A 26,315-nucleotide genomic window follows, 5' to 3' on the forward strand; every position below is an offset into this window, starting at 1 on the left:
ACGGGACATTCCGGGCCTGCGTCCCGCTTGCCGCAAAAGTGTTCTTTTGTATAGAGCAATTGAAGGTTGTCTTTCGTGTGTTGCTGTGCTTGTCTGGGGCGGTCTGTCGGGGAGGGCAGGATGCGTGCTGCAAGCTTGGCGGGTCTGGGAATAATCGCGATCGCGCTGGCCGCCTGCGCGACACCGCAGCACAATTACGTGCCGGAGCGCAGCGCCTTCAGCCGCCCGCCGATCGGTGAGACGGTCACGGCGCGCGTCGGCGATGTATTGCTGGCACAGGGCGAGGTAACGCGGACGCAGGGGATCGACGTCCCCGCGGGAACACAGATCGGCGGCTATACGCTGCAGGGCGGTTTCTATCCGCAGACCGGGCAGGACGAGACCCATACCTATCACGGTTTCGCCTTCGGATCGTCAGCGCCCGGCGGGCTGATCGCCGGTGCCTTCATGGATCCGCCGGTCTCGATCCAGGCCGGCAGCGAGGCGGGCCAGCTGTGCATTGTCACGGCGTTCAATATCCGCGCCTGCCGGGAGCGCGCCTTCGAGCGCACCGAGCGCGTGCTCGAACGCGACAACTCCTTCCAGCAGACCCTGATCTATAACGGGCGTGTCGGGGATCGCATCAATATCGGCTATCGCGAATTCTCTGGGAACATGGCCCGGCCCGCCTTCTCGAATGCCGTGGAATACGATCTCTCGGCCTCGACGCTGATCGGCTATCAGGGCGCGCAGCTGGAAATCGTCGAGGCCACGAACACCTCGATCACCTATCGTGTCCTGAGAAATTTCAACACCGCAACGCCTTGAGGGGCCAGGTCCGGTCAGTCGAAATAGGCCGAGCGCATCATGTCGGAGAGGTCGCGGCCGCGATGGGCGAGGGCGCGGCGTTCCGCATCGGCCTCGGCGCCGCACCGCGCCCGGTAGCGCTGCTGCGAACGATAGCCCTCGTTGAAACTCTCGATCAACCGGTCACGGCGGCGGCCATTGTCCGAGGCTTCCATGGCGAGGAGTTCCACCATGCGGTCGCGCCATTGCTGGGCATTGTCGCCCTCGCAGGCATAGGCCAGATAGTGCAGCTCGCCGAGCGTATAGGCGAGGAAGGGCAGGGTGCGGTCGAGGTCGAGATCCTGCTCGTAGCGGGCCTCGCCCTGCGCCGGCTCGCGCGACGGCTTCTGCGCCTCGGCGAGGACCGGCAAAGCCGTGGCCAGGGCGGCCGCAAGCAGGAGACGCGTCGGGGTCATGGCCGGCATCATGACGCCGATTGTGGCGCGCTCAAGGCTGGATCTGCCTGCGCCTCGACGATCGCGCGGGCCCGTCCGATCACATCGCGCGTCCTGTCCCAGCGGGTCATCGCCACGGCCTCGTCATAGGCAAAAAAGCCGGCCTCGCTGACATCGTCTGCAGCAACCGGCTCACCGCCGGTCCACACGCCGGCGAAATCGACCAGCACATAATGCCAGTCGCCCGGACGGCCGGGTTCGCGCGCGCCGATGGAGTCGATGACATCGATCAGGCCGGCGATCCGGGCGGTGGTGCCGGTTTCCTCGGCCAGTTCGCGCAGGGCGGCTTCCGCGGCGGTCTCGCCATATTCGATCTTGCCGCCGGGCAGCGACCACTCGCCTTCATAGGGCGGTTTGCCGCGCCGGATCAGCAGCACCTCCTCGCCGCGGAAAACGACGATGCCGGCGCCGGCGACGGGACGGGGCGCATATGTATCCGGATGGGGCCCGGACATCACCCGTATGTCGCCCTTATGTCACCCTTGTGTGCACTCAATGTCACTTCGCGGTCCATCCACCGTCAACGCTGATCCAGGACCCATTCATATTGGCTCCCGCGTCGGAGACAAGATAGAGCAGCGCACCGGCGAGCTGGTCATAGGTGACAAACTGTTTGGTCGGCTGGGCAGCGAGCAGGACGTCGCGCACGACCTCTTCCTCGGTAATCCCGCGCGCCTTTGCGGTGTCGCCGATCTGGTTCTCCACCAGCGGCGTCTTCACATAGCCCGGGCAGATCGCATTGCAGGTGATACCCTGTTCGGCGACTTCCAGCGCCAGCGTCTTGGTGAAGCCCATCACCCCGTGCTTGGCGGCCACATAGGCCGACTTGAACGGCGAGGCAACGAGGCCGTGGGCCGAGGCGAGGTTGACGATCCGCCCCCTGCCCTGGCGCTTCATGATCGGCAGGGCCGCCTTGGCGGCATGGAAGACCGAGGTGAGGTTGATGGCGATGATGGCATCCCACTTGTCTTCCGGGAATTCATCGACCGGTGCGACATGCTGGATGCCGGCATTATTCATGAGAATGTCCAGGCGCCCGAACTCCCGTTCGGCAAAGGCCACCATGTCTGCAATTTCGGCGGATTTCAGCATGTTGGCCGGGTGATAGCGCACCTCGACGCCATGCCGTTCGGCGATCCCGGCGCGCTCTTTCTCGATCGCATCCGCATCGCCCAGCCCGTTGATGATCACGTTCGCGCCGTTGGATGCCAGGGCGTCGGCCATGGCGGCGCCGATGCCGCTCGTGGAGCCGGTGACAATGGCCACCTGGCCGGTCAGATCGGTGCGGATGGAAGACATGAACCACCTTTCAAGTTTGTGCTCCGCGCAAGAAACGGCAGGCCGCAGGCCGGGTCAAGAAACGCATATGGTGTGCGAGTTTAAAAATACAACCATTGCGGGCTTTTTGTGCAAGAATGAAAACGCCGGCCCAGGAGGCCGGCGCAATCCAAGGAGGCAGCAATGTTTCGGTTTCCGAAATGCTGCCTCGTCCTTTTGGTGAGGAGAAGACGGATCGGCGGGTGGACCCTGTTGATCCGGCTCTCCATCGCTTGAAGGGCGGCCAAGGGAGATGGTGGCAGCCATCTCCTGCGGCCCTTGGAGGTTAACACACCGTCCGGATGTGGGGAATACGAAGTTCTACGCCGCCTTCGCCGCCACAGGCTGGGGACGCGTGAACAGCAGCTCGTCCTCGCTGGAGCCGTCGGCCTCGAACCGATAGCCGCCCAGATCGAACTTGCGCAGTTCGGCCGGATCCTCGACGCGGTTCTGGATAACCCAGCGGGCCATCATTCCGCGCGCCTTCTTCGCGAAGACCATCAGGGCGCGCAACTGCCCGTCCTTCTCTTCCTTGAAGTTCGCGGTGATGACGCGGGCCTTGAGCTTTTTCCGGTCGACCGACTTGAAATACTCGTTTGAGGCCAGGTTCAGAACGACGGGATCGTCCTTGCCTTCCTGCAGGCTGTTGAGCTCTTTCGCGATCCGGTCGCCCCAGAAATCATAGAGATTCTCGCCGCGCCGCGTATGCAACTTGCGGCCCATTTCCAGCCGGTAGGGGTGGATGGCATCGAGCGGACGCAGCGCGCCATACATGCCCGACAGAATGCGCAGGTGATCCTGGGCATAGTCGAGATCGGCGTCCGACAGGCTGTCGGCCTCTAGCCCGCGATAGACCTCGCCATTGAACGCGAAAGCCGCCTGTTTCTCGCCCGGCGCTTCGGCGTCGAAAGCCTGGAAACGTTCGCGGTTGAGGCGCGCCAGATCGTCGGAGATCTTCATCATCGCCTTGATCTTCGGCGCCGTCAGCTGGCGCGTTGTCTTCGACAGGATACGGGTCTCGTCGATCAGCGGCGGCCGGGTCGCGGGCAGATCGCGTTCGACCGGATCGAAATTCATGTTCTTGGCGGGCGACAGCAGAATCAGCATGGCAGGCCTCCTTCATCGCCAAAGGTAGGGGAGGCTGTCGGGCAGGAAAAGGCACCGGGCGCCGCTCTTGCCATGAGTTTTCTCAATGTCCGCTCACGGATTTTCCGATGCCGGCCAGGTGCAAGACGTGGCGCACCTCCCGTTTTGGTTGTATGCTGGCGCAAACTTGCGGAGACTGGCGATGTCGTTCTTCTACAGCCTGGACAAGACCGATCCGGTACAGCGGCGCATCGCACAGCGCCTCCTGGCTCTGGGAGGCCGGCTGGATGCTGAGATCCCCGCCAAGACCCTGGATTCCACCCTCCTGCTGGCGACATGGAATATCCGCGAGTTCGACAGCCCGGCCTACGGTCTGCGCGGGATGGAGCCGTATCACTACATCGCCGAGATCATCTCGCGCTTCGATCTGGTCGCGCTGCAGGAAGTGCGGCTCGATACGGCACCGCTGGAGACACTCCGCTCGCTTCTCGGTCCCTGGTGGAAATACCTGGTGACCGATGTCACCGACGGCACCCGGGGCAACAAGGAGCGGATGGCTTTCCTCTATGACAGCCGCAAGGTGCGTTTTGGCGGCCTGGCGGGGGAAATCGTCATTCCGCCGGTCGAGACCCGCGACGAGGCCGGCCGGCTGGTCTACTCGCCCGCCAGCCAGCTTGCCCGCACACCCTATGTCGTGGGCTTCGAGGCCGGCTGGTTCAAGTTCATGCTGTCGACCGTGCATATCCTCTATGGCGAAAGCCGGGCCGACGATCCTGATCGCGAGCGTGAAATCCGCGAACTGGCCCGCTTCATGGCTGCGCGGGCAAAGGAGGATCACGCCTGGGCGCGCAATCTCATCCTTCTGGGCGACTTCAATATTTTCGCGCCTGACGACGTCACCTTCTCGGCGCTGACCGATGCCGGCTTCGTCATTCCCGAAGGCTTGCAGCAGGTCACCAATGTCGGACGGGAAGAACGCTTTTTCGACCAGATGGCCTTCATGACGCCGAACCTGACGCGCGACCAGATCATCGCCGCCGGTGCCTTCAATTTCTACGAATGCGTCTATTGCGAGGACGACGAGGCGCTGTACGTGCCCGATATGGGCGAGGCCTATCACACCACGTCGCGGGGCGAGCCGCGGGGCAACAAGTCGCTCTATTACCGGACCTATTGGCGCACGCACCAGATGTCCGACCATCTGCCGCTATGGGCGGCGATCAAGGTCGACTTCGGGCGCGAATACCTGGCGTCCAGAACGGTCTAGAACAGCACGCGCGGATTCATGATGCCCTTCGGGTCCAGCGCCTGCTTGATCGCCCGCATCACCTTCACGTCCACCGGCTTGCGATTGGCCAGTTCCTCGCGCTTGAGAATGCCGATCCCGTGCTCGGCCGAGATCGATCCGCCGAACTCGTCCACCGTGTCGTAGACAATCTTCGACATTTCGCCCGCCCGGGCCATGAAGCCGGCATGGGCGTCCGGGTCGATACAGGCGATGTTGTAGTGAACATTGCCGTCGCCGACATGGCCGAAGGCGACCACGATGCCGTCCGGAAAGTCCCGGTTCACGCGCTGCGTGGCGACGTCGATGAAGGCGGACATTTTCGACACCGGGATCGAGACGTCGTGCTTGACCGCGAGGCCCTGGCCGCGTTCGGCCTCGGCGATGCTTTCGCGCAGGCGCCAGAGATCCTGCATCTGGGCCTCGTTTTCCGCGATCACGGCGTCCTGGACCAGTCCGGCCTCGAAGCCCTGCTCCAGCGCGGCCTCCATGGTCTCGCGCGCGCCGTCCGGGCGGCCGAAACTCATCTCGCAGACCACATACCAGGGATGTTTCGCTTCCAGCGGATCGCGCGTGTTGGGTATCCGCATCAGTACGAATTCCAGCGCCAGGTTCGGCATGACTTCAAAGGCTGTCACGGCCCCGCCGGAGACCTGTTTCGCCATGCCGAGAAACTTCACCGCATCGTCCACGGAATTCATGCCGATGAAGGCCAGCTCCATGCGGCCGGGACGCGGATAGAGCTTCAGCGTGGCCGCCGTGATGATGCCCAGCGTGCCTTCGGCGCCGATCAGCAATTGCTTGAGATCATAGCCGGTATTGTCCTTGCGCAGGCCTGTCAGCCCGGACCAGATCGTGCCGTCCGGCAGCACGGCTTCCAGGCCCAGGACCAGCTCGCGCGTCATGCCGTAGCGCAGGACGTGCACGCCGCCGGCATTGGTGGAAATCAGCCCGCCGATCATGGCCGAACCCTGCGAGCCCAGCGAGAGCGGGAAGAGGCGGTTGGTGCCTTCGGCCGTCTGCTGCAGGCTTTCCAGCACGCAGCCGGCCTCGACGGTCATGGAATCATTGTCGGTGTCGATTTCGCGCACGGCCGTCATGCGCTTCAGCGAGATCAGCACTTCGCCCTGGGGCGTCGCCGCCCCGCACAGCGAGGTATTGCCGCCTTGCGGCGTGATTGCCACGCCGGCCTCGGCGCACAGCCTGACAACGGCCGAGACTTCTCCGGTGGAAGCCGGTTTGAGCAGGATCGGCGTTTCGCCCTTGTAGCGGCCGCGCCAGTCCTGCACGTGCGGTGCGATCTCCTGCGGATCCTGGCTCCAGCCTTTCGGGCCGAGTGCGGCCTTGAGATTGTCGATCAGGTCGGCGGGCAGGGTTACAGCAGCAGTCATGGCGTCGGGTCGTCCTTGGGCGCAGCAGCGCGTTGCAGGCGGTCATTGATGGCTTCCCCCAGACCTTGATCCGGGATGGGTGCAACTGCAATGCGTTCCGGCCTGCGTGCGTCGAGATCACGCAGGGCGGCAAACAGGCGTGTGGCGGCTTCGGCGAGATCGCCGGCTTCCGACAGGTTGATGTGGCCGCCAATGGCACCGAAGCCCAGCAGCAGCTCGCCGGGCCGGGCCTCGGTGGCATTGAGCCGCATCGCTGCATCCGGTGCGTAATGGCTTTTCAGCATGCCGGGGCTGGCCAGGGGCGCATCGGCTTCGGGGGCTTCCAGCGGGCCGGTGATCGGCTCGATCTGCACGCGGGCCAGCCCGCCGGGCCGCAGCAGGATGGCGCGTTTGCCGTCGATGGCGACGACTGTCGACTCAACGCCGACCGGGCAGGCGCCGCCATCAAGGATGAGATCGACCTTGTCACCCAGACCCTCGGCAACATGCTGGGCTGTGGTGGGGCTGACCGAACCGGACGGATTGGCGCTGGGGGCTACCAGGGGCGCACCGAAAGCGCTGATCAAGGTGCGGGCCGCCGGGTGGGCCGGCGCGCGCAGGGCGATGCTGTCCAGCCCGGCATTGGCAATGTCGGCGATGGCCGCGTCCGGCTTTTTCGGCAGGACGAGGGTGAGCGGTCCCGGCCAGTAGGTCGCTGCGAGTTTTGCACCCAGCTCCGGCCACTCGGCGATGCGTTGGGCCATTTTCGGGCCGGTGACGTGGGCGATCAGCGGATTGAAGCGCGGCCGGCCCTTGGCGGCGTAGAGCCGCGCGACGGCGTCCGGATTGGCGGCGTCGGCGGCCAGGCCGTAGACGGTTTCCGTCGGCATGGCCACGAGGCCGCCCGCTTTCAGGATGGCAACGGCTTCGGCAATGGCATCGGCAGAGCCGGCGGGCTTGATCGGAGCAGTCATGGGGCGTGAGCTAGCGCTTCACGCCCCCGCGACGCAAGCCTACTCGGCCGCATCCGCCTCGATATGCAGCACGAGGGTCACTTCGGCCGCGGCCGAACCCCAGCTGGACGAGCCGACGCCGTAATCGGCGCGGGCGAGTGTGTAGCGGCTGTCCGCGACGGCCCGGCCGCCGTCGATGGCCAGGGTGAAGGGCAGCACGATGTCGCGCTCGGTTCCGGCCATGGCAAGCGTGCCGTGCGCTTCATAGCCCTCATCCGTTGCCCGGACATCCTCGGAGACAAAGGTGGCGGCCTCGTATTCCGACGGGTTCAGGCCGGAATCGGACAGCATGGAGCTGTCCATCTGGCCATTGCCGGTCGTGCCGCTGGAGGTGAGCACCCGGGCCGAGATCGAGGCGTTTTCCAGATCGGCCGGGTCGAGCACGATCTCGGCCGTCCAGTCCGAAAACTCTCCTGTCACCGCACCGCCGGACACTGTCGTCTCGAAGCCGACGGAACTGTCGGCCCTGTCGACCTGCCAGGACTGGGCGCTCGCCGGAGCGGCGGCGAGGGCCAGCGGGAGAAGAAACGCGTAACGCAGCATCGGGGCTTATCCTTTCAGGACCGGGATCATGCGGGCGAGCAGCCCGTCGCGGTCGAAAAACTGGTGTTTCAGGGCCGCTGCAGCGTGCAGGCCGAACAGGATCAGGATCGGCCAGCCGCCGGCCCCGTGGATCGAGCCGGACACCTCGTGCAGGCTCTCGTTTTGGGGAACCGGCAGGCGCGGCAGCGGCATGTCGGGATTGTTGAACAGGAAAGAGGGCAGTTCCGAGGCGGAGGCGGAAATCCAGCCCATGATCGGCATGCCGATCATCAGCACGTAGAAGGCCCAGTGCACGGCATGGGCGGCGAGTTTCTCCCAGGGCTTCATGCCTTCGGGCATGCCCGGGGTCTTGTGGGTCAGGCGCCAGGCCAGGCGGACAAGCGAGAGGACCAGGATCGCCATGCCGGTCGTCTTGTGCAGATTATAGGCCTGCTGCACCTCTTCCAGCGGCACTGTGCCGGCAAACAGGCCTTCGCGCAGGTCTTCCATGTACCAGCCGAAAAACACCATGCCGAGCAGCAGGGCTGCGAGGATCCAGTGAAGGGTGATGGCGACGGCGGTGTAGCGTGGCGTGTCGGTCATGGTTCGGGCTCCCCCAGGGGCTTTCCGCCCGGCCGGGCGGCACTTGTCACAGTATATGCCCGCTGCCTGCGCGTCCGAAAAGCCACACAACGTCGCGGGCTGGACAAAACACTGTTTCCGGATTCGCATCGGCGGGAAGGCAGGTTATGTTCCGGCCACAAAAAAATGATGACGGAGGTCGGCCATGACATATCGCGCACCGCTGGATGAATTGCGCTTCACGCTGGAAGAAGTTGCAGCTGTTGAGGGGCTGAAGGCGACGGGGGCCTTCCCGGATTTCACCTCCGATCTGACGGCGGCCATTCTGGAAGAGGCCGCCAAGCTGGCGGAAAATGTGCTCTCGCCGCTCAACCGCGTGGGCGATGCCGAGCACTGCAAGCTCGAGAATGGTGCCGTCACCACGCCGACCGGCTTTCCGGCGGCCTATGCGCAGTTCGTCGAAGGCGGCTGGCAGGGGCTGCAATTCCCGGCGGAGCTGGGTGGTATGGGTCTGCCGCGCGCGCTGGGCGTGGCCGTGCTGGAAATGATCCAGGGCGCCAACCTGTCCTTCGGTCTCGGCCCGATGCTCACCTATGGCGGGATCGAGGCGCTGATCGCTCACGGCACTGACGAGCAGAAGGAATTGTATCTGGGCAAGCTGCTCACCGGCGAGTGGTCGGCCACGATGAACCTCACCGAGCCGCAGGCCGGATCGGATGTGGGCGCGCTGCGCACCAGGGCCGAACCGAATGCGGACGGCAGCTGGGCGATCTCCGGCCAGAAGATCTTCATCACCTGGGGCGAACACGACTGCGCGGAGAACATCATCCATCTGGTGCTCGCGCGGACGCCGGGCTCGCCCGAGGGTACGAAGGGTATCTCGCTCTTCATCGTGCCGAAAATCCTGCCGGACGGGTCGCGCAACGATCTGCGTGCCATCGGGGTCGAGCACAAGCTGGGCATTCACGGCTCGCCGACCTGCACCATGGAATATACCGGCGCGACCGGCTGGCTGATCGGCGGCGAAAATGCCGGCATGCGCTGCATGTTCACGATGATGAATTCGGCGCGCCTGAATGTCGGCGTGCAGGGGGTGGGCATCGCCGAGCGCGCTTTCCAGCAGGCGCTGGCCTATGCCCAGGACCGCAAGCAGGGCCGTGCCATCGATACCGAGGGCCCGGCGCCGCACGCCATCATCCATCACCCGGATATCAAGCGCACCCTGTCGCTGATGAAAGCCAAGATCGCGGCCTCGCGGGCCATCTGCGTGTCCTGCGCCGTGGCGACGGACATGGCCGAGCACGCAGAGGACGCCGACGAGCGCGCCGCGGCCAAGCGCCGCGAGGAATTGCTGACGCCGGTCGCCAAGGCCTGGTCGACCGATATCGGTGTCGAGGTCGCCTCGCTGGGCGTCCAGGTCCATGGCGGTATGGGCTATATCGAGGAAACCGGTGCGGCCCAGCATCTGCGCGACGCCCGCATCACGCCGATCTATGAGGGCACCAATGCCATCCAGGCGATTGACCTGGTCGGCCGCAAGCTGAACATGGATGGCGGCGCGGCCTTTGACGAGCTGTTCTCGGATATCGGGCAGACCATCGAGGCCTGCACGACCTCGTCACACCCGGACCTGCCGCCGCTCGGCGATCGCCTGCAGGACAGTCTGGATGCGATGCGTGAAGCGGTCGACTGGCTCAAGGAGGTCGACATGAAGGACCGGCTGGCCGGTGCCACGCCCTTCCTCACCCTGGCGGGCGAGACGATCGGGGGCTGGCTGCTGTGCGTCGGGGCCGTCGCAGCCCGCCGGCGCCAGAAGGAGAATATCGGTGACCCCGCCTTCGCGGCACAGCGGATCGCGCTGGCGAACTTCTATGCCGAAGCGGTGATGACGCTGGCGCCGTCGCGCGTCGACGACGTCACCATGGGTTCGGAGATGATCGACGAGGTGGGCTTCGGCGTCTGATCAAAAGGGGACATCTGTCCCCTTTTGATGTCTTGCGCCAAGTCAATGCGACGGCGGCAACGGCCCGCAATGCTTGCGGGCAGGTTTGCGGAGATGCCGCCATGAAAACCCTTGTTGTCTACTATTCCCTGACCGGAACCACGCGGGCCGTGGCCGAGATGATAGCCGACCAGATGAACGCCGATCTCGCCGAGATTGGTTGTACCCGTTATGGGCGGAGTGCGTGGGGCATGATCCGGGCCGTGTATGACAGCCTGCGCAACAACCTGCCGCCCATCGAGCCATTGGCCCGCAATGTGACTGCTTACGATCTGGTCGTTGTGGGCGGGCCGATATGGGCCTCGCACCCTGCGCCGCCCGTGCGCCGTTTCCTGCGTCAGACCGTTTCGCGATTGCCGCGTACGGCGGTCTTCCTGACCCATCAGGGCTCGCCGGCCGAAGGGGCCTTGGCGGAGATGGAGGACATTATCGGCAAGTCTGCAGCGGCAACACTTGTGGCCCGCAAGGCCGATCTCGACGAACCCGTCATGGCGGAGAAGGTCGCGGCCTTTGCGTTGGTTCTGGAACGTCACGCCGGTTCCGGCTGACGGAGGCCGGCCCGCCCTACATCCACATGCCGTGCGGGTCGGGGTGGCCGCGTCCGTCCACGAGGCGGACCAGGCCCACGATCGACCGCGCCAGCATCCAGACCCAGATCAGGGCAAAGCCGATCAGGCCGAACGGCGCCAGGATCACCGTGAGCACCATCACGGTACAGGCCACAATGCCGACGATGGCCGCCCAGAAGCTCTTGATCTGGTAGGTGAAGTGCGATTGCAGCCAGTGCGGGGAGCCGTCGCGGCGGGCATAGGCGATGATCACGGCGACGAGGCTGGATACGCCGATAATATTGCCGACGATCAGCAGGGCATAGTTCAGCCCCGCCAGAAGGCGGTCATCCCGGTCGGCAGCCGGCGTCGAGGTCGGTTCATAGATCGTCTGGTTCATGGCACTGATCTTTTTCCATGAAGATGGCCAAAGCGCGGCATGGAGAGGGGGATGCGACACCTTGCCGTCCCCTGTCTTCGCGGCGCCTGGCTGCGGCGGCGATGCCACGGCAGGCTGAAAATGCTGTCATCTCCGCGCCCAAGCCTTGGTTGTGACGGCGTTTCGACGTATTCGGAATGCTGATGCGTGAGCACGGGAGGTGTTCGGGTGCCCTTGGCGCGTTTCCTGGACCATGCCGGTATCGTCCTGCTTCTCGGCGGGATCGCGGGGTATGGCATTCTGCTGGCAGCCGGACTGATCGGCCGCTGGTATCTGCCCTACCCGGTGAGCGGTTTCTGGCTGCTGGTCACAGGCATGCCGGCTGCCGGCGTGGCGATCATGTTCCTGCGCGCACGGGAGAACCGGATCGTGTTCGAAGACGGAGACGAGGAATGAGCCTGATTGTCACCATGGCGGATGCCGTGCCGGGCCGCGAGATCGACCGTGTGGTCGGTATCGCGCGCGGCAATGTCGTGCGGGCCCGCTTTTTCGGCCGCGATTTCATTGCGGGCCTGCGCAATATCGTCGGCGGTGAAGTTCCCGAATACACCGACCTTCTGTCCGAAGCGCGCGAGACCGCGCTCGACCGGATGGCGAAACACGCCGAGGAACTCGGCGCCGACGCGATCGTCACGGTCCGCCTGTCGACCTCGTCGGTGATGGAAGGGGCAGCGGAAATTCTGGCCTACGGAACGGCGGTAAAACTGAAATGAGTGCCTTGATGAAGCGCCTGGCAGGCCGGGCTGCGAGCGAGATTGTGGAAACCGTGCGCTTTGTCGCCGGCGTGGCAGCTGTCTGGCTGGGGCTGGTGACTTTCGGCTTTGCTGCCTTCCACATCCCGTCGGAAAGCATGCAGCCCTCGCTGGAAGTCGGCGACCGGGTGCTGGTGTCCAAATGGGCCTATGGCTATTCGGTCCACTCCCTGCCGCTGGGCATCGGCTACATGCTGCCGGACAGCTGGAATGGCCGTGTGGCCTGGCACAATCCGCAGCGCGGCGATGTCGTCGTCTTCCGCGATGAGCGCCAGTCGCCGCCGCGCAATCTGATCAAGCGCGTCATCGGCATCGAGGGCGATGTGATCGAGATGCGCCAGGGCCAGCTCTACCTCAATGGCGAGCCGGTGCCGCGCGAACTGGTCGAAGTGCGCTCCTATCGGGATCACCCGCGCGACAATATCGTCACGGCGACCCTGTTCGAGGAAACCCTGCCGGGCGGCCGGGATCATCCGATCTACGAGCGCGGCGACAACTACCAGCTCGACAGCTACGGGCCGGTGACAATCCTGCCGGGTACGGTGTTCGTGATGGGCGATAACCGGGATGCCTCCAATGACAGCCGGGCCTCGAACGGGCCGGGCCTCGTGCCGCTGGAGAATGTTGTCGGCCGGGCGGAGACGGTGCTGTTCACCTTCGAACGCTGCCGCCGCGAAGACGGGCTGTACTGCCCGCGCGGGCGGGTCTGGCGCGGTCTCTAGGTCATGAAACAATTCTCGCTCCGGCGTCTGCGTATCCGGGCCGCCCGGGTCGGGGCCGAGGTCGGCGAGGCGGTGAACATGTTCGCCGGCGTGGCGGCGGTGTGGTTCGGCTTCACTTCGCTGGCCTTTGCGACCTACTACATTCCGTCCGAAAGCATGCAGCCCTCGCTGGAGGTGGGCGACCGGATCGTGGTGTCGAAATGGGCCTATGGCTATTCGCGCCACACCCTGCCGCTGGGACTGGGCAGCCTCCTGCCGGAGAACTGGGACGGCCGTATCGGCTGGGGCAGCCCGCGGCGTGGTGATGTCGTGGTGCTGTGGGATGACCGCCAGGATCTGACCCTGATCAAGCGGGTGATCGGTGTGCCGGGCGACATCGTGGCGATGCGCGAGGGCCGTCTTTTCATCAATGGCGCGCAGGTCGACCGCACCCTGATCGAGGCCCGGACCTATCGCGAGAATGCGGATCCGCGCGATGCGGTGCGCGTGCGCCTGTACGAGGAGCGCCTGCCCGGCGGCCGGACGCATCCGATCTACGAGCGTGGTGACGATAACTGGCTGGACGAGTACGGGCCGGAAGTCGTGCCGGCGGGCCACGTCTTCGTCATGGGCGACAATCGCGACAATTCCGCCGACAGCCGTGCGCCGGAAGGGCCGGGCTTCGTGCGTTTCGAGAATATTGTCGGCCGGGCCGAGACGGTGCTCTACACGTTCGAACGGTGCCGGCACGAAGACGGGCTGTATTGCCCGCGCGGTCGGGTCTGGCGCGGATTGTAGCCGCGCTCTAACCTCTCCGGATACATCCAGCCGGGGAGACAGGGCCATGAGCCTCAAGGGCAAGACGATCTTCATCACGGGTGCCAGCCGCGGTATCGGCCTGGCGATCGGCGAGCGTTGTGCGCGTGACGGTGCCAATATCGTTATCGCTGCGAAGTCCGATACGCCGGATCCGCGCCTTGAAGGGACGATCCACACGGCTGCCGAGACCATCGAGAAAGCCGGCGGGCAGGCCCTCGCGGTCAAATGCGATATCCGTCACGAGGAGGAGGTCGAGGCCGCTGTTGCAGCTGCCGTCGACCGGTTCGGCGGGATCGATGCCGTGATCAACAATGCCTCGGCGATCTTTCCGCGCGGCACCGCCGATACGCCGATGAAGCGCTACGACCTGATGCACCAGGTCAATGGCCGCGGCACCTTCCTGACAACCCAGAAATGCCTGCCCTATCTGATGAAGGCGGAAAATCCGCACATCATCGCCCTGGCGCCGCCGCTGGACATGCGCGGTCTGTGGTTCGGACCCCATGTCGCCTACACCTCGGCGAAATACCAGATGAGCCTGTGCATCCTGGGCTGGGGCGAGGAATTCAAGGGCAAGATCGGCGCGAATGCGATCTGGCCCCGTACCGCCGTTGCAACGGCCGCAATCTCCAACGTGCTGGCCGGCGAGGAAGCGATGAAGAATTGCCGCAAGCCGGAGATCCTCGCCGATACGGCCTATGCCGTGCTGAACAAGCCGGCGGCCGAATTCACGGGCAATTTCATCATCGACGACACCTTCCTCTGGGCAGAGGGCGAGCGCGACCTCGACAAGTATTCCTACGATCCCGAAATCGAGCTCCTGCCCGACTTCTTCGTGCCCGAGGATGTGCCGGCACCGCCGGGCGTGAAGATCATGAACGTCACGCTGGGGCATTGATGCCGGGGCGATGATCCTGCCGGTTTAAAATACCGCTTGCATCGCGTGAAAATTCGCCAATATGGATTTTGGAGCGTCGCACTCTGCGGTCGGCTGATCCGGCCGCTTCATTCTCGCCGGCCGTCGACGCGACCGGCCGGAGTGTCAGACCCATGCTTCTGGTCGAAACCTATCTTCAACCCAGCCCGCTGGAAGGGCTGGGCGTGTTTGCCGCCAGGCGGATCCGCAAGGGCACCTTGATGTGGACCCTCGACCCGGCGACCGATCTCGTGCTTACCGAGGCGCAACTGGCCGAGCGGCCGCCGGTTTATCGCGGCTATATCCAGCGCTACGCCTATTTCGACCGTGGCCTGAACGGCTATCTGCTCGATGGCGATCATGCCCGCTTCCTGAACCATTCCAGCACGCCGAACCTCGACTTTTCGGCGGCTGACGGAAGTGGCGTGGCTGTACGGGATATCGCCCAGGGCGAGGAAATTCTGTGCGATTACAGCCAGTTCATGGAGAATGTCGTGCTGCTGCCGACGCCTGCCCGGCGCCGGCAGGCCCCGCGGATCGCTGCTGTCAGCGGTTAGACCTGCCGCGGCTCCGGCGCGCTAGGCCGGTTCCGACTGCCTGTTCTTGAGTGCGGCCAGCACCTGGTCTGCGAGCGGCTTGCTCGAGGCCGGGTTCTGCCCCGTGATCAGACGGCCGTCGCGCGCGACATGAGGTCCGAAAGCCTCGTCATTGCCTTCGAACACGGCGCCCAGCTCGCGCAGGCGGCTTTCCAGCAGGAAGGGCACGACCTCGTCCAGCCCGGCCTTGCGCTCCTCCGCATCGGTGAAGCTGTTGACGCGCCTGCCTTTCACCAGCGGTGTGCCGTCGGCGAGGGTAGCGCCCACCAGGCCGGCCGGGCCAAGACAGACCGCCGCGATGATGGCGCCGGCGTCCCAGGCCTTCCCGATCAGTTCGGCAACCGCCTTGCTGTCGGGCAGGTCCCACATCGTGCCGTGGCCGCCGGGCAGGTAGATGGCGTCGTATTCGCCGGGCGTCAGATGGGCCGCCGGCCGGGCCTGTTTCAGGGCCTGCATGGCGGCTGCGTCATCCATGAAGCGCTGCACGGACTGGGGGCGCTCGCCTTCGCCGTCATCCGAGCCGGGATCGGCCGGCGGTTGGCCGCCATGAACGCTGGCGATCTCGACCGTGTCGCCGGCATCGCGGAAAGCCCAGTAAGGATCGGTCAGCTCCTGCCAGTGAAAGCCGGTCGGCTTGCCGGTCTCGCCGAGCGTGCCGTGGGATGTGGTGAGGATGAGAATGCGTGACGTCATGGAAGCCTCCATTATGTCGTGACTGAGCCTGGGTGCGGGGCGATCACGCCCCTCAGCGTCGCAACGGCTGCAGCGCCGTCCCGTTCCGCGGCTGCACAGGACGCCGGTCTCCGCTAGGGTGCCGATTGCAGCAGCCAGCGGACAGATGGCCATGAAGACGACCCTCATCGACAGCCCCGCCAGTCTCGCCCATCGTCTGCCTGACGGGCATCCCGAGCATGACGGCCGCTATACCGCGGTGCGTGAGGCCCTGGCCGGGATTGCCGGCACGGTCTGGGCGGAAGCCGGGCAGGCGCCGGTCGAGGCGCTGGCGCGCTTTCACACCGTCGAACACGTCGATCGCGTGCTGACGGCCTGTGCCGAGGCGGGTGTCGAGGGTTTCATCGGGCTCGACCCGGACACCGTCGTGTGCGGCCAGTCGGCGCGGGCTGCGCTGTCAGCGGCCGGCGGGGCCATCGCCGGTGTCGATACGGTGATCCGGGACGGGCAGGGGGCAGTCTTTCTGCTGGCGCGGCCGCCGGGACACCATGCCGAACCGGACCGTCCGATGGGGTTCTGCCTGTTCAACACCGTCGCCATCGCCGCCATGCACGCGCTGGAGATCCATGGCCTGCCATCGGTCGCCATTGTCGATATCGATGTGCACCACGGCAATGGCTCGCAATGCCTGGCCGAGCGCGACGAGCGCGTCCTGTTTGCGTCGCTGCACCAGTCGCCGCTCTATCCGGGCACCGGACACCGTGGCGAAACCGGTCTTGGCGGCAATGTCGTGAATGTCCCGTTGCCGGACGGTACGGACGGCGCGGCCTGGCGCGCTGCGTTCGAGGCCGAAGTGGTTCCGGCCCTGCGCAAGACACAGCCGGCGCTGATCCTGGTCTCTGCCGGTTTCGATGCGCATGCGGATGATCCGCTTGGCGGGCTGGGCCTGGTCGACGAGGACTATGCCTGGGCGGCGGAACGCCTGGCTGCCCTGGCATCGGAATTTGCGCATTCGCGGCTTGTCTCCGTGCTGGAGGGCGGATACGACTGCCCGGCACTGGGCCGGTCGGCCGCGGCCTTTGTCCGCGCGCTTGCCCGCGCCTGAGCGGACGGGCATTCCCCGTCATCACAGGATTGAAGTGCCGGCGGGTAACGACGGGGCGTACCGGCTGGCTGACTCTCCCCCGTGCGGCCCCGATGACCCGTTCCTCCAATGACCTCCAGAGCCTGTCGCCGGGCAGTATCACCATCGCCCGTCACGGCCGCCCGGACGCCAATCGCGAGCGCTGGCTCGACTGGCGCGGATACGAGGACTGGTGGGACAATGAGTATCAGCCTGCGGGGCTCGTCGATGGCCAGTCCGCGCCCGACGCGCTGATCCGGGCTGCTGCAGAATCACACACCGTCTTTGCCAGTTCCCTGCGCCGGGCCATCGAGACGGCGCAGGCCGTATCACCTGACCGGGCGCCCGTTATCGATCCGGTCTTCATCGAGGCCGAACTGCCGCCGCCGCCCATGCCGGGTCGCTTCATGGCCAAGACCTGGGGCGTGTTTGCACGCTGTTCCTGGTGGATGGGCTGGTCGCGCGGCCGGGAAAGCCGTGCCGATGCCGAGGCCCGGGCGCGGCAGGCCGCCGACCAGCTGATCGAGGCTGCTGCAGCCGGACCGGTTGTCTTGTGCGCCCATGGCTGGTTCAACCGCATGCTGCGTCCGCAATTGCGCGGGGCGGGGTGGGTGTGTGTCCGTGATGGCGGTGATACCTACTGGTCCTGGCGCCGTTATGAATACCGGCCGCGCTGAGCCCGCAATCGCGGCATTGCCGCACCTGAGTCCGCTTTCTATGCTGCCCGGAGACGAGAGGAAGCCATGTCCGATACGCCGCTACCCGACATCGAGACCCTGAGTTTCGAACAGGCGCTCGCCGAGCTCGAGCGCATCGTGCAGCAGCTCGAATCGGGCGAGGTCGAGCTTGAGAAATCGATCCAGATCTATGAGCGCGGTGCGGCCCTGCGGGCGCATTGCGAGGGCAAGCTGAAGACCGCCGAACTGAAGGTCGAGAAGATCGTGCGGGGCGAGGACGGCCAGCCGGCCACCGAACCGGCCGGGCTCGACTGACATGGCGCAGGAGGAGCCGGCGGCACCGCTCGCCACGATCGGGGACTTCCTGAAGCTCGATATCCGCGTCGGCACGGTCGTGCGCGCGGAGGCGTTCCCGGAAGCGCGCAAACCGGCCATCAAGCTGTGGGTCGATTTCGGGCCCGAGCTGGGCGAGAAGAAGAGCTCGGCCCAGATCACCGTGCACTACAAGCCGGAAGACCTGGTGGGCCGTCAGGTGCTTGCTGTCGTCAATTTTCCGCCGCGCCAGATCGGCCCGATCCAGTCGGAGATCCTCGTTCTCGGGGCCTCCGATCCGGACGGAGCGATCATCCTTCTGGCGCCGGACAAGCCCGTGCCGAACGGCGCGCGGATGCATTAGGGCTGCGGAATGGATTCTTTCGAACAACGCCTGAACGAAGCTGCCGACCGGGTGACCGTGGCGCTGGATGCCCTGCTGCCGCGCGCGGAAGGTCCCGAAGCGCATCTCAACTCGGCCATGCGCTATGCTGCGCTGGGGCCGGGCAAGCGGTTGCGCCCCTTCCTGGCTGTCGAAGCCGGCCGGCTGGTGAATGCCGATGAGCGCGGCGTCCTGCGCGCAGCCTGCGCGCTGGAATGCATCCACGCCTACTCGCTCATCCATGACGATCTGCCGTGCATGGACGATGACGACATGCGCCGGGGGCGGCCGACGGTCCACAAGGCCTATGACGAGGCCACGGCTGTCCTGGCGGGCGATGCATTGCAGGCGGCGGCCTTCGAGATCCTCGCACACCCGGACACCCATCAGCGCGGCAGTGTGCGCTCGCGCCTGGTCGAGCGTCTCGCCCGCGCCTCCGGCCCCTATGGCATGGTGGGCGGCCAGATGATCGACATCCGCGCCGAGACGGAACAGTTCGATATCTCTGTCGTCACCCGAATGCACCGGATGAAAACCGGCGCGCTGATCAACTATGCCGTCGAGATCGGCACGATCCTGCGCGAGGTGGAAGATCATATCCGCCGGGCGCTGGAAGGATTTGCTCACGACCTCGGACTGGCCTATCAGATCACGGACGACCTTCTGGATGCGACGGGGGACCAGGCGGAGATGGGCAAGGCGGCCGGCAAGGACGCCGGTCAAGGAAAAGCCACCTTCGTCACCATTCTGGGGGTGGAAGGCGCGCGAGACCGTTCGCGGCACTTGGCCGCACAGGCCAAGGACCACCTTGAACCCTTCGGCGCGCGAGCAGAAGTTTTGAGAGAGGCCGTCGACTTCATCCTCGACCGGCGCTCGTGAAAGGCTGGACCCGTATGGCACTCACCACCCCGACCCTCGACCAGGTCCGAGAGCCCTCCGACATGCGCAATTTCTCGATCGACCAGCTGCGCAAGCTGGCCGACGAGCTGCGTGCGGAGACGATCGACGCGGTCTCGGTCACGGGCGGGCATCTGGGCGCCGGTCTGGGTGTGGTCGAGCTGACCACGGCATTGCATCACGTCTTCGATACGCCGCGCGACACACTGATCTGGGATGTCGGGCATCAGTGTTATCCGCACAAGATCCTCACCGGCCGGCGTGATCGCATCCGCACCCTGCGCCAGGGCGGCGGGCTGAGCGGTTTCACCAAGCGGGCCGAAAGCGAATACGATCCGTTCGGCGCCGCGCACGCCTCGACCTCGATCTCCGCGGCGCTGGGCTTTGCCGTGGGCCGCGACCTCAAGCATGAGGACCGCAATGTCATCGCCGTGATCGGCGACGGGTCGATGTCGGCCGGCATGGCCTATGAGGCGATGAATAATGCCGGCCATATCGGCGGCCGCCTGATCGTCATCCTCAACGACAACGACATGTCGATCGCACCGCCGGTCGGTGCGATGAGCCATTATTTTGCGCGGCTGGTCTCCTCGAAGAGCTACCGGAGCCTGCGCAAGCTGGGCAAGGGCGTGGCCAAGGCACTGCATGTCGAGGAGGCCGCCCGACGGGCCGAGGAATACATGCGCGGCATGGCCATGGGCGGCACGCTCTTCGAAGAGATGGGTTTTCGCTATGTTGGCCCGATCGACGGCCATGATCTCGACCAGCTGGTGCCGGTGCTGCGCAATGTCCGTGACGGCGACAATGGCCCCGTGCTGGTTCACGTCGTCACGCAGAAGGGCAAGGGATATGCGCCCGCCGAAGCGGCCGACGACAAGTATCACGGTGTCGCCAAGTTCAATGTGGTGACCGGCGAGCAGCAGAAGTCGAAGGGCGGTCCGCCGTCCTACACCAAGGTCTTCGCGCAGCAGCTCATCCGCGAGGCCGAGAAGGACGACAGCGTCGTGGCGATCACCGCGGCCATGCCGGGCGGCACCGGGCTCGACCTGTTCGGCGAACGCTTCCCCGATCGCATGTTCGATGTCGGCATCGCCGAGCAGCATGCGGTGACCTTTGCGGCCGGTCTTGCGGCCGATGGGATGAAGCCCTTCGCGGCGATCTATTCCACCTTCCTGCAGCGCGGCTACGACCAGGTCGTCCACGATGTGGCCATCCAGAACCTTCCGGTCCGCTTTGCGATCGACCGTGCGGGCCTCGTCGGGGCCGATGGCTGCACGCATGCCGGCTCGTTCGATGTCGGCTATCTCGGGCAATTGCCCGGCATGGTGCTGATGGCCGCGGCCGACGAGGTGGAGCTGTCGCGCATGGTGGCAACGGCGACGCAGATCGACGACCGCCCGTCCGCCTTCCGCTATCCGCGCGGCAATGGCACGGGTATCGGGATGCCGGACGTCATCGAGCCGCTCGAGATCGGCAGGGGCCGGATCGTGCGCGAGGGCTCACGGATCGCCATCCTGTCGCTGGGAACGCGTCTGGGCGAGAGCCTGAAGGCTGCCGATGCGCTGGCGGCGCAGGGCTTTTCCACCACGGTTGCCGATGCGCGCTTTGCCAAGCCGCTCGACGAGGACCTCATCCTGCGCCTGGCGCGCGAGCACGAGGTGCTGATCACGGTGGAAGAGGGCGCCCGGGGCGGGTTCGGGGCGTTCGTGCTGCACATGCTGGCCGAGAAGGGCGCGCTGGACCGCGGGCTCAAGATCCGCACCATGACCCTGCCGGACGTCTTCCAGGACCAGGACACGCCCTTCAACATGTATGAAGAGGCCGGCCTCAACGCCCGTCACATCGCGGCCCGTGCGCTCGAGGCGATGGGCCATGATGAAGCCGCCGCTGAACGCATTGCCGCGGCTCTTGCGGCAAGCTGACCGCTCAGTCGAGGTGGGTGAGCGCGTGCTCGGCGAGCGCCTGGACAGCCCGGCCGTGTGACCCGACAGGATCGTCCCCGGCAAACACGTCGAGCGCGACTTCAGGCTCAAGGCCGCGCCCCTCGTGCACCACGCCTTCGGCGTCGGCGAAGATCTCGTTCGCCAGCTCGACATACCAGCCATTGGGCAGCGGTTTGGCCAGCGGGGTCGAAAAGGCGCCGCGCGTGGCCGTGCCGGCCTGTGTCACGTTCGGCAATTGCCGCAGCATCATCGTCGTGATCTCGCCGGCGGACACCGTGACATCGCTCGTCAGCACATAGACCGGCCCGGTATAGCGCGGCCCGTCATGCGGCTCGATGCGGTAGACCGCATCCGGCTCACCGCTCCAGTCGGTGCGGACCGTATAGCCGGTGAAGGGCGTGTCGGTGAAACGGCTGGCGATTGCACGCGTGACGGCATCATAGCCGCCGCGATTGTTGGACAGGTCGAGTATGACGGCATCCGCATCGGCAAAGCCGGTCAGGGCTTCGTCGAGCATTGTGTCGAGGGCTGCGAGCTCGGCGGCGGCCCATTCCGGCGTGCCGGGCGTTTGCGTGTCCGTGAAGCCGCCCATGGTGAATATCTGGATATAGCCGACACGGCCGTCGATCATGCCGGTTATGACGCGGTCATTGCCGATATGGCGTGCGCCCGGATCGAGAACCTCCCCGACGGTCTGGTCGATCAGGCCGACGAGCCAGGGCGTTTCACCGATACCGCCGGCGATCATGGGCAGGGTGGTCCCCAGCCCGTACTGGGCGCGATGACGCTCGCCGTCGAATTCGGCAATCAGCTTGGTGTGACTGTCGCCCAGCGGTTCGATCAGGCTGGCGAGAAGAGCGAAGACGTCCGCATCGCTCATATCGTCGCTCAGCCGGGCCCGTGCCTCGGCGACCCGGGCCTGCCAGTCGACCCCGCGGCGTTCGAAGAAGGCGTAGTGGCGTTCGAAGATCGAGGTGAAGACATCGAAGGTCGCGCGCCGGCCCGAGAGGTCCTGTGCGCCACACGTCTCCGGCAGGGCACCCAGCCGTTCGAAAACCGTATTGCCGTCGCTGGGCAGGTATTCGAACTTCGCGCGGTCTGAGCCCAGCGGCGTGATGTAGCGATACTCCACCTGGCTCATCAGGGTCGGACCGTCTTGCGCGGTCGCGTAGCACCCGGCGGGCGTATCCTGCCAGCGCGTGATCCCGTCCGCGTCGATCTCCAGGATCCAGCCATATTCGGCGGAGTGCCAGATGCCGCGCGCCGGCTCGATCGTGCCGTTGCTGCCGAAAATTTCACGAGGCTGCGCGAACGCGGAGGACTCCCCGCAGGCGGTCAGAATCAGCGCTGCACAGACAGCAAGGCAAGAAGGTCGGGACATGGGGAAGCTCAAAAAATGACTGCGGTCATCTTTTAGCGATCCTCTGGCTCCCCGGCAAGGGGCTGATAGCCTGCCAGCGCACACAGGCGCGACAGCCGGCTTTCCACGCGGTCTTCCAGCCGTCCGTTCTGACCCGAAGTCAGCCATTCGCGAATGGAGCCCGTCACCAGCGTGACAACCAGATCCGCCATGGCGGCGGCGTCGGTCGATGCGGGAAGCGCGCCGGCATCGCGGGCTGCGGCAATCATCCCCGCAATGTCCCCGGCGACCAGTTGATCGGCCAGGCTCTCGGCCGCCTGGACTGACGGTGTGGCAACCGCATGCATGTGTTTGGCCTGCCACATCCGGGGGGATGCTGCTGCAAGATCCGAACTGCGCAGGGCCAGTGCGGTCAGGCGCCGGGGCAGGGGCGCGCCGGTCAGTTCCGGCGGTTCGATGCGGGTCCGCGCGATGACATCTGAATACCATTCGGCGATCAGGTCGGCCTTGCCGGGAAAGTGGTTGAAGAAGGTCCCCTTGGCCACGCCGGCGGCCGCAACGATCTGGTCGACGCTGACGGCGTCATAGCCATCCCGTTCGATCAGCGTGAGGGCCGCGTCATAGAGGGCTTTGCGAACCGCCCGCTTTTTGCTTTCTCTCTTGCCGGTCATCGGCGCAGGATGCGCAGTTTGGTGACCGCAGTCACTTATTATCCGCAGGACCTCGATGCGCGCTGACCGCTACCTCGTCGAACACGGCTATTTCGAAACCCGCGCCCGGGCGCAGGCCGCGATTGCGGCGGGCAAGGTCCGGGCCGATGGCGAACCGGTCGGCAAGCCGTCGCAGAAAATCGCGCCGGGCGCCCGGATCGAGGCGGAGGAGGCGTTTCCCTGGGTGTCGCGTGCGGCGCTGAAGCTCGTGGCGGCGCTCGACGCTTTCGATATCGATCCGGCGGGGCGGGTCTGCCTCGATGTCGGGGCCTCGACAGGCGGTTTCACCGAAGTCCTGCTGTCACGCGGCGCGCGGCATGTCTATTCAGTCGATGTCGGGCGGGATCAGCTGCACGCACGGCTTCAGGCCGATCCGCGCGTGACGTCCCTGGAAGGCATGGATGCGCGGGCGCTGGAGGCGGATTTGTTCAGCGAACCGCCATCGCTTGTGGTCTGTGACGCCAGCTTTATCTCGCTGCTCAAGGTGATAATGCGGCCGTTGGAACTGGCTGCACCCAGCGCCGAGCTGATCGCCCTGATCAAACCCCAGTTCGAGGTCGGCAGGGCGGCCATCGGCAAGGGCGGTCTCGTGAAGAACGAGGCCGATCGCCAGCGCGCCGTTGACACGGTTTGCGCCGGGCTCGAGGCCGGTTCGGATTTCAGGGTCGGCGCGGTCATCGACAGTCCGGTCGAAGGGGGTGACGGCAACAGGGAATACCTTATGGCCGCCACCCGCTGAGACCAGCATGAAAGCTCGAAATGACCGCGATTTAATGGCTCAATAGGTGTCGGCCGGACGCCAGATGCCGTCGGCACCCTGACACATCTGGATCTGGTCGCTCACGGTCCGGCCATAGCTGTCGACGCTCTGGGTCCGGCGCCACTCGCACCGGCCGGTTGCCGACACGGTCGTGTAGGTTGACGAGGCCGAATAGGTGCGCGCCGGCTCGTTGCGCTGGCCACCCAGAAGCTCGCCCGAGGACCCGTAGCCGCCGTCGTAATAGCGGTCATCGCCATAGCCGGCATTGCTGTCATAGTAGCGATCATCCTCATAATACGGATCGTCGCCGTAATAGCCGGTATCGCCATAATAGCCGTCCGGCTTTCCCGGATAGCGGTTGTCCGGATAGCGATTATTGGCCGGATAACGGGTATTGCCGCAGTCCCCGCCGCCGGCGATGCCGGCCCCGATCAGGGCGCCGACACCGGCCCCGGCGATCGTACCGACTTCCTCGGCATTGCCGCGATCGCGGTGCTCATAGCGGCGGTCGCGCCGGCCGTAATAGCCGCGGCCATGGCGGCGGGCATCGTCCCAGCGGGCGTGGCGGTCCCAGCGGTCGGGACGGCCATGGCGGTTGTTGTTGCTGTCGTCAGCCAGCTCATTGCCGATCACGGCACCGAGAATGCCGCCGATCAGCGCACCGGCAACCTGCCGGTTCTGGCGGCCGGCTTCACAGTCCTGATAGGTCTGGCCCGAACGGGCGCCATAGGACTGGGCTTCGGCGACGGCCGGCAGGGTTGCCGAAAGGGCCGTCGCGGCGAACAGGGCGGGTGTCAGCAGTTTCATCGTGTGCCTCCATGCGTCGGGAGTGCCTTGTCCCGATGTACAGCTGATCCTAGGCGGCTGGCGATGAGCCCAGGATGAACGGGCAGATGACAGTTTCGCAATCCCCCGGACAAGGCCCGTCACATGCACAAACGGGGCCGGTGCGAACCGGCCCCGTCCGGTATGCGCCCGAAGCGGGAGATCTACTGGCGGTGGGCAACCTGCCAGTCGCCATAGCCGTCGCGGCACATGCGCACACGGTCGTAGTTGTAGGTGCCGTCAGGCATGTAGATCTCGGCATCGCCCCACCGGCATTCGCGTCCGGCCGTGTAGTAGGTCTCGCGAACGACAATCGTGCCGCGCACCCCGGAATACGGGTTCGCCCAGTAATAGGGTTCTCCATACTCGAAGGCATAGTTCATGGCGTAGTGGTATTGCGCCCGGTCGCAGTTATCCATGCGGTCGAGACTGCTGCCCAGCGCCGCACCGAACCCGGCGCCCAGCAGGATGCCGGCGCCGACACTGTCATCGCCCGCAGCCGCACCGCCGACGAGGGCGCCGAGCAGCGCGCCGACGATGGCGCCATCGCTGCCATTGCGGTCATAGCGGCACAGCCCGTCATAATAGGCAAAGCGGCGGCCCTCATAGCCATGGCTGTAATACTGGCGGTGATAGCGCCAGCGGTCAGAAGGTCCCCAATGGCCGTAATAGCGGGCGTTGGACCAGCCGCGATTCATGTGATGGACCCAGTGCAGGCGCGCCTGGCGGCGGGCCCGGTCGCGATAGAAGTCGCGGCGGCGCTGGGCATACTCCCAGCGGCGGCGGTCGTGATGGGCGCCGGGGCGGCGTCCGCGGTCATTGTCCCAGCGGCGGTCCCGGCGATTGTCGTGATAGTCCCGGCGCTGATCGCGGCGATCCCAAGCGGGGTTTCGGCCATGCCGGTCACGGCCGGCATCGCGATGATCCCGGCGCCGGTCCCAGTCGCGCTGGTCGCGGCGATTATTGTCCCAGCCCCGCCGGTCGCGGCGGTCATTATCCCAGCCGGGATGACGTCCATCGCGATCACGGCCGGCATCGCGACGGTCCCGGCGATTGTCCCAGTTGCGCTGGTCGCGGTGGTCATCATTCCAGCCCGGATTGCGGCCATCGCGGTTCCGGTCACCGCCCCGGTCCCGGCGGTCATGTCCGCCCGGCTGACCGTCGCGCCGGCGATCGCCGCGTCCGGCTCCGGGCGGCGGGTCACGGCGCTCACGACGGGCTTCGCCGTGATCGCGGCCGCGCCGGTCTCGCGCTTCCCGTCTTTCCCGGTCGGGGCGTGCCTGGCGGCGGTCGGGATCGCCATAGCTGTTGCCGCTTTCCTGCCGCTGGGCGTCCGCAGGCGCGGCCGCCGCCAGTGTGGCAGGCAAAAGAACGAGGGCGACAAGGGCGGTGCCAAGCAGATGATGCTTGCGTGGTGTCATGGGAC

The 26,315-nt window shown here is 65.7% G+C and carries 31 protein-coding genes; 17 read left to right on the forward strand and 14 right to left on the reverse strand.

The genetic code is table 11. From position 1 onward, the window contains the following. Positions 1-120 precede the first annotated feature (120 nt). Positions 121-807, forward strand: a complete 687-nt coding sequence (locus PKE71_RS00550; protein WP_271185001.1) for a hypothetical protein — start codon at positions 121-123, stop codon at positions 805-807. A gap of 14 nt (positions 808-821) precedes the next feature. Here PKE71_RS00550 and PKE71_RS00555 read toward each other — a convergent pair whose 3' ends face one another. The 4 genes from PKE71_RS00555 to yaaA all read right to left on the reverse strand — a co-directional run bounded on the left by PKE71_RS00555 (position 822) and on the right by yaaA (position 3,704). Next, positions 822-1,241 (reverse strand): TIGR02301 family protein, encoded by a 420-nt coding sequence (locus PKE71_RS00555; RefSeq protein ID WP_271185002.1) that lies wholly within the window; start codon positions 1,239-1,241, stop codon positions 822-824. Positions 1,242-1,249: 8 nt separating this feature from the next. Next, positions 1,250-1,735 carry an NUDIX hydrolase gene (locus tag PKE71_RS00560; protein ID WP_271185003.1) on the reverse strand — a complete coding sequence of 162 codons (486 nt, stop codon included), beginning with the start codon at positions 1,733-1,735 and terminating at the stop codon, positions 1,250-1,252. Between the two features lie 43 nt (positions 1,736-1,778). After that, positions 1,779-2,579 (reverse strand): 3-hydroxybutyrate dehydrogenase, encoded by an 801-nt coding sequence (locus PKE71_RS00565; protein WP_271185004.1) that lies wholly within the window; start codon positions 2,577-2,579, stop codon positions 1,779-1,781. A gap of 339 nt (positions 2,580-2,918) precedes the next feature. Further along, on the reverse strand, positions 2,919-3,704 hold the full coding sequence (gene yaaA / locus PKE71_RS00570; protein ID WP_271185005.1) for a peroxide stress protein YaaA: 786 nt from the start codon (positions 3,702-3,704) through the stop codon (positions 2,919-2,921). 181 nt (positions 3,705-3,885) lie between these two features. Here yaaA and PKE71_RS00575 point away from each other — a divergent pair, with 181 nt between their 5' ends. Next, complete coding sequence (locus PKE71_RS00575; protein WP_271185006.1) at positions 3,886-4,950, forward strand: endonuclease/exonuclease/phosphatase family protein; 1,065 nt, start codon at positions 3,886-3,888, stop codon at positions 4,948-4,950. On the opposite strand, the gene PKE71_RS00580 is transcribed toward PKE71_RS00575, so the two are convergent. Genes PKE71_RS00580 through PKE71_RS00595 form a run of 4 tightly spaced genes read right to left on the reverse strand, consistent with a single transcriptional unit; the run spans position 4,947 to position 8,476 of the window. Further along, a complete protein-coding gene (locus PKE71_RS00580; protein ID WP_271185007.1) occupies positions 4,947-6,359 on the reverse strand; it encodes an FAD-binding oxidoreductase in 1,413 nt (470 codons plus the stop codon). The genes PKE71_RS00575 and PKE71_RS00580 overlap by 4 nt on opposite strands. Further along, positions 6,356-7,312, reverse strand: a complete 957-nt coding sequence (locus PKE71_RS00585; RefSeq protein WP_271185008.1) for an L-threonylcarbamoyladenylate synthase — start codon at positions 7,310-7,312, stop codon at positions 6,356-6,358. Before PKE71_RS00585 ends, PKE71_RS00580 begins: the two co-directional genes overlap by 4 nt. A 39-nt stretch (positions 7,313-7,351) precedes the next feature. Further along, positions 7,352-7,894 carry a YceI family protein gene (locus PKE71_RS00590; RefSeq protein WP_271185009.1) on the reverse strand — a complete coding sequence of 181 codons (543 nt, stop codon included), beginning with the start codon at positions 7,892-7,894 and terminating at the stop codon, positions 7,352-7,354. A 6-nt stretch (positions 7,895-7,900) separates the two neighbouring features. Continuing rightward, positions 7,901-8,476, reverse strand: a complete 576-nt coding sequence (locus PKE71_RS00595; RefSeq protein WP_271185010.1) for a cytochrome b — start codon at positions 8,474-8,476, stop codon at positions 7,901-7,903. 184 nt (positions 8,477-8,660) lie between these two features. Between PKE71_RS00595 and PKE71_RS00600 the strand changes: the two genes are divergently transcribed. Further along, complete coding sequence (locus PKE71_RS00600) at positions 8,661-10,418, forward strand: acyl-CoA dehydrogenase (protein WP_271185011.1); 1,758 nt, start codon at positions 8,661-8,663, stop codon at positions 10,416-10,418. Between the two features lie 101 nt (positions 10,419-10,519). Beyond that, positions 10,520-11,005 carry a flavodoxin family protein gene (locus PKE71_RS00605; protein WP_271185012.1) on the forward strand — a complete coding sequence of 162 codons (486 nt, stop codon included), beginning with the start codon at positions 10,520-10,522 and terminating at the stop codon, positions 11,003-11,005. Positions 11,006-11,021: 16 nt separating this feature from the next. On the opposite strand, the gene PKE71_RS00610 is transcribed toward PKE71_RS00605, so the two are convergent. Then, complete coding sequence (locus PKE71_RS00610; RefSeq protein WP_271185013.1) at positions 11,022-11,405, reverse strand: DUF4870 family protein; 384 nt, start codon at positions 11,403-11,405, stop codon at positions 11,022-11,024. 213 nt (positions 11,406-11,618) lie between these two features. Here PKE71_RS00610 and PKE71_RS00615 point away from each other — a divergent pair, with 213 nt between their 5' ends. The 6 genes from PKE71_RS00615 (at position 11,619) to PKE71_RS00640 (ending at position 15,189) form a co-directional block, all read left to right on the forward strand. Next, positions 11,619-11,840, forward strand: a complete 222-nt coding sequence (locus tag PKE71_RS00615; RefSeq protein WP_271185014.1) for a hypothetical protein — start codon at positions 11,619-11,621, stop codon at positions 11,838-11,840. After that, complete coding sequence (locus tag PKE71_RS00620) at positions 11,837-12,157, forward strand: YbjQ family protein (RefSeq protein ID WP_271185015.1); 321 nt, start codon at positions 11,837-11,839, stop codon at positions 12,155-12,157. The genes PKE71_RS00615 and PKE71_RS00620 overlap by 4 nt, the downstream gene beginning before the upstream one ends. Positions 12,158-12,165: 8 nt before the next feature. Then, positions 12,166-12,918 carry a signal peptidase I gene (lepB, locus tag PKE71_RS00625; protein WP_271185016.1) on the forward strand — a complete coding sequence of 251 codons (753 nt, stop codon included), beginning with the start codon at positions 12,166-12,168 and terminating at the stop codon, positions 12,916-12,918. A gap of 3 nt (positions 12,919-12,921) precedes the next feature. Beyond that, positions 12,922-13,695, forward strand: a complete 774-nt coding sequence (gene lepB, locus PKE71_RS00630; RefSeq protein WP_271185017.1) for a signal peptidase I — start codon at positions 12,922-12,924, stop codon at positions 13,693-13,695. 46 nt (positions 13,696-13,741) lie between these two features. Continuing rightward, the gene (locus PKE71_RS00635; protein WP_271185018.1) at positions 13,742-14,614 is read left to right on the forward strand and encodes an SDR family oxidoreductase; all 873 of its coding nucleotides are present in this window, start codon (positions 13,742-13,744) and stop codon (positions 14,612-14,614) included. 152 nt (positions 14,615-14,766) lie between these two features. Next, positions 14,767-15,189, forward strand: coding sequence for an SET domain-containing protein (locus tag PKE71_RS00640; protein ID WP_271185019.1), 423 nt, complete (start codon positions 14,767-14,769; stop codon positions 15,187-15,189). A 21-nt stretch (positions 15,190-15,210) separates the two neighbouring features. Here PKE71_RS00640 and PKE71_RS00645 read toward each other — a convergent pair whose 3' ends face one another. After that, positions 15,211-15,921, reverse strand: coding sequence for a type 1 glutamine amidotransferase domain-containing protein (locus PKE71_RS00645; RefSeq protein ID WP_271185020.1), 711 nt, complete (start codon positions 15,919-15,921; stop codon positions 15,211-15,213). A gap of 151 nt (positions 15,922-16,072) precedes the next feature. Here PKE71_RS00645 and PKE71_RS00650 point away from each other — a divergent pair, with 151 nt between their 5' ends. From PKE71_RS00650 to dxs, 6 genes are all read left to right on the forward strand, one after another. Continuing rightward, positions 16,073-17,005, forward strand: a complete 933-nt coding sequence (locus PKE71_RS00650; RefSeq protein WP_271185021.1) for a histone deacetylase family protein — start codon at positions 16,073-16,075, stop codon at positions 17,003-17,005. A 92-nt stretch (positions 17,006-17,097) separates the two neighbouring features. Beyond that, positions 17,098-17,700, forward strand: a complete 603-nt coding sequence (locus tag PKE71_RS00655; RefSeq protein ID WP_271185022.1) for a histidine phosphatase family protein — start codon at positions 17,098-17,100, stop codon at positions 17,698-17,700. A 66-nt stretch (positions 17,701-17,766) separates the two neighbouring features. Continuing rightward, positions 17,767-18,015 carry an exodeoxyribonuclease VII small subunit gene (locus PKE71_RS00660; protein WP_271185023.1) on the forward strand — a complete coding sequence of 83 codons (249 nt, stop codon included), beginning with the start codon at positions 17,767-17,769 and terminating at the stop codon, positions 18,013-18,015. Between the two features lies 1 nt (position 18,016). Continuing rightward, the gene (locus tag PKE71_RS00665) at positions 18,017-18,376 is read left to right on the forward strand and encodes a tRNA-binding protein (RefSeq protein ID WP_271185024.1); all 360 of its coding nucleotides are present in this window, start codon (positions 18,017-18,019) and stop codon (positions 18,374-18,376) included. 9 nt (positions 18,377-18,385) lie between these two features. Then, the gene (locus PKE71_RS00670) at positions 18,386-19,273 is read left to right on the forward strand and encodes a polyprenyl synthetase family protein (protein ID WP_271185025.1); all 888 of its coding nucleotides are present in this window, start codon (positions 18,386-18,388) and stop codon (positions 19,271-19,273) included. 14 nt (positions 19,274-19,287) lie between these two features. Continuing rightward, positions 19,288-21,213, forward strand: coding sequence for a 1-deoxy-D-xylulose-5-phosphate synthase (gene dxs, locus PKE71_RS00675; RefSeq protein ID WP_271185026.1), 1,926 nt, complete (start codon positions 19,288-19,290; stop codon positions 21,211-21,213). A gap of 4 nt (positions 21,214-21,217) precedes the next feature. Here dxs and PKE71_RS00680 read toward each other — a convergent pair whose 3' ends face one another. Together PKE71_RS00680 and PKE71_RS00685 are read right to left on the reverse strand one after the other, a co-directional pair. Further along, on the reverse strand, positions 21,218-22,615 hold the full coding sequence (locus PKE71_RS00680) for a S41 family peptidase (protein WP_271185027.1): 1,398 nt from the start codon (positions 22,613-22,615) through the stop codon (positions 21,218-21,220). A 32-nt stretch (positions 22,616-22,647) separates the two neighbouring features. Then, positions 22,648-23,265, reverse strand: coding sequence for a TetR/AcrR family transcriptional regulator (locus tag PKE71_RS00685; protein WP_271185028.1), 618 nt, complete (start codon positions 23,263-23,265; stop codon positions 22,648-22,650). Positions 23,266-23,320: 55 nt separating this feature from the next. On the opposite strand from PKE71_RS00685, the gene PKE71_RS00690 reads away from it, so the two are divergent. Then, positions 23,321-24,043: a TlyA family RNA methyltransferase gene (locus PKE71_RS00690; protein WP_271185029.1), complete on the forward strand. Its 723-nt coding sequence runs from the start codon at positions 23,321-23,323 to the stop codon at positions 24,041-24,043. A 39-nt stretch (positions 24,044-24,082) separates the two neighbouring features. On the opposite strand, the gene PKE71_RS00695 is transcribed toward PKE71_RS00690, so the two are convergent. Continuing rightward, a complete protein-coding gene (locus PKE71_RS00695; protein WP_271185030.1) occupies positions 24,083-24,871 on the reverse strand; it encodes a hypothetical protein in 789 nt (262 codons plus the stop codon). Positions 24,872-25,053: 182 nt separating this feature from the next. After that, on the reverse strand, positions 25,054-26,310 hold the full coding sequence (locus tag PKE71_RS00700) for a hypothetical protein (RefSeq protein WP_271185031.1): 1,257 nt from the start codon (positions 26,308-26,310) through the stop codon (positions 25,054-25,056). Positions 26,311-26,315: the final 5 nt, after the last annotated feature.

Source organism: Maricaulis virginensis, assembly GCF_027922185.1.
GTDB classification, from domain to species: domain Bacteria; phylum Pseudomonadota; class Alphaproteobacteria; order Caulobacterales; family Maricaulaceae; genus Maricaulis; species Maricaulis virginensis.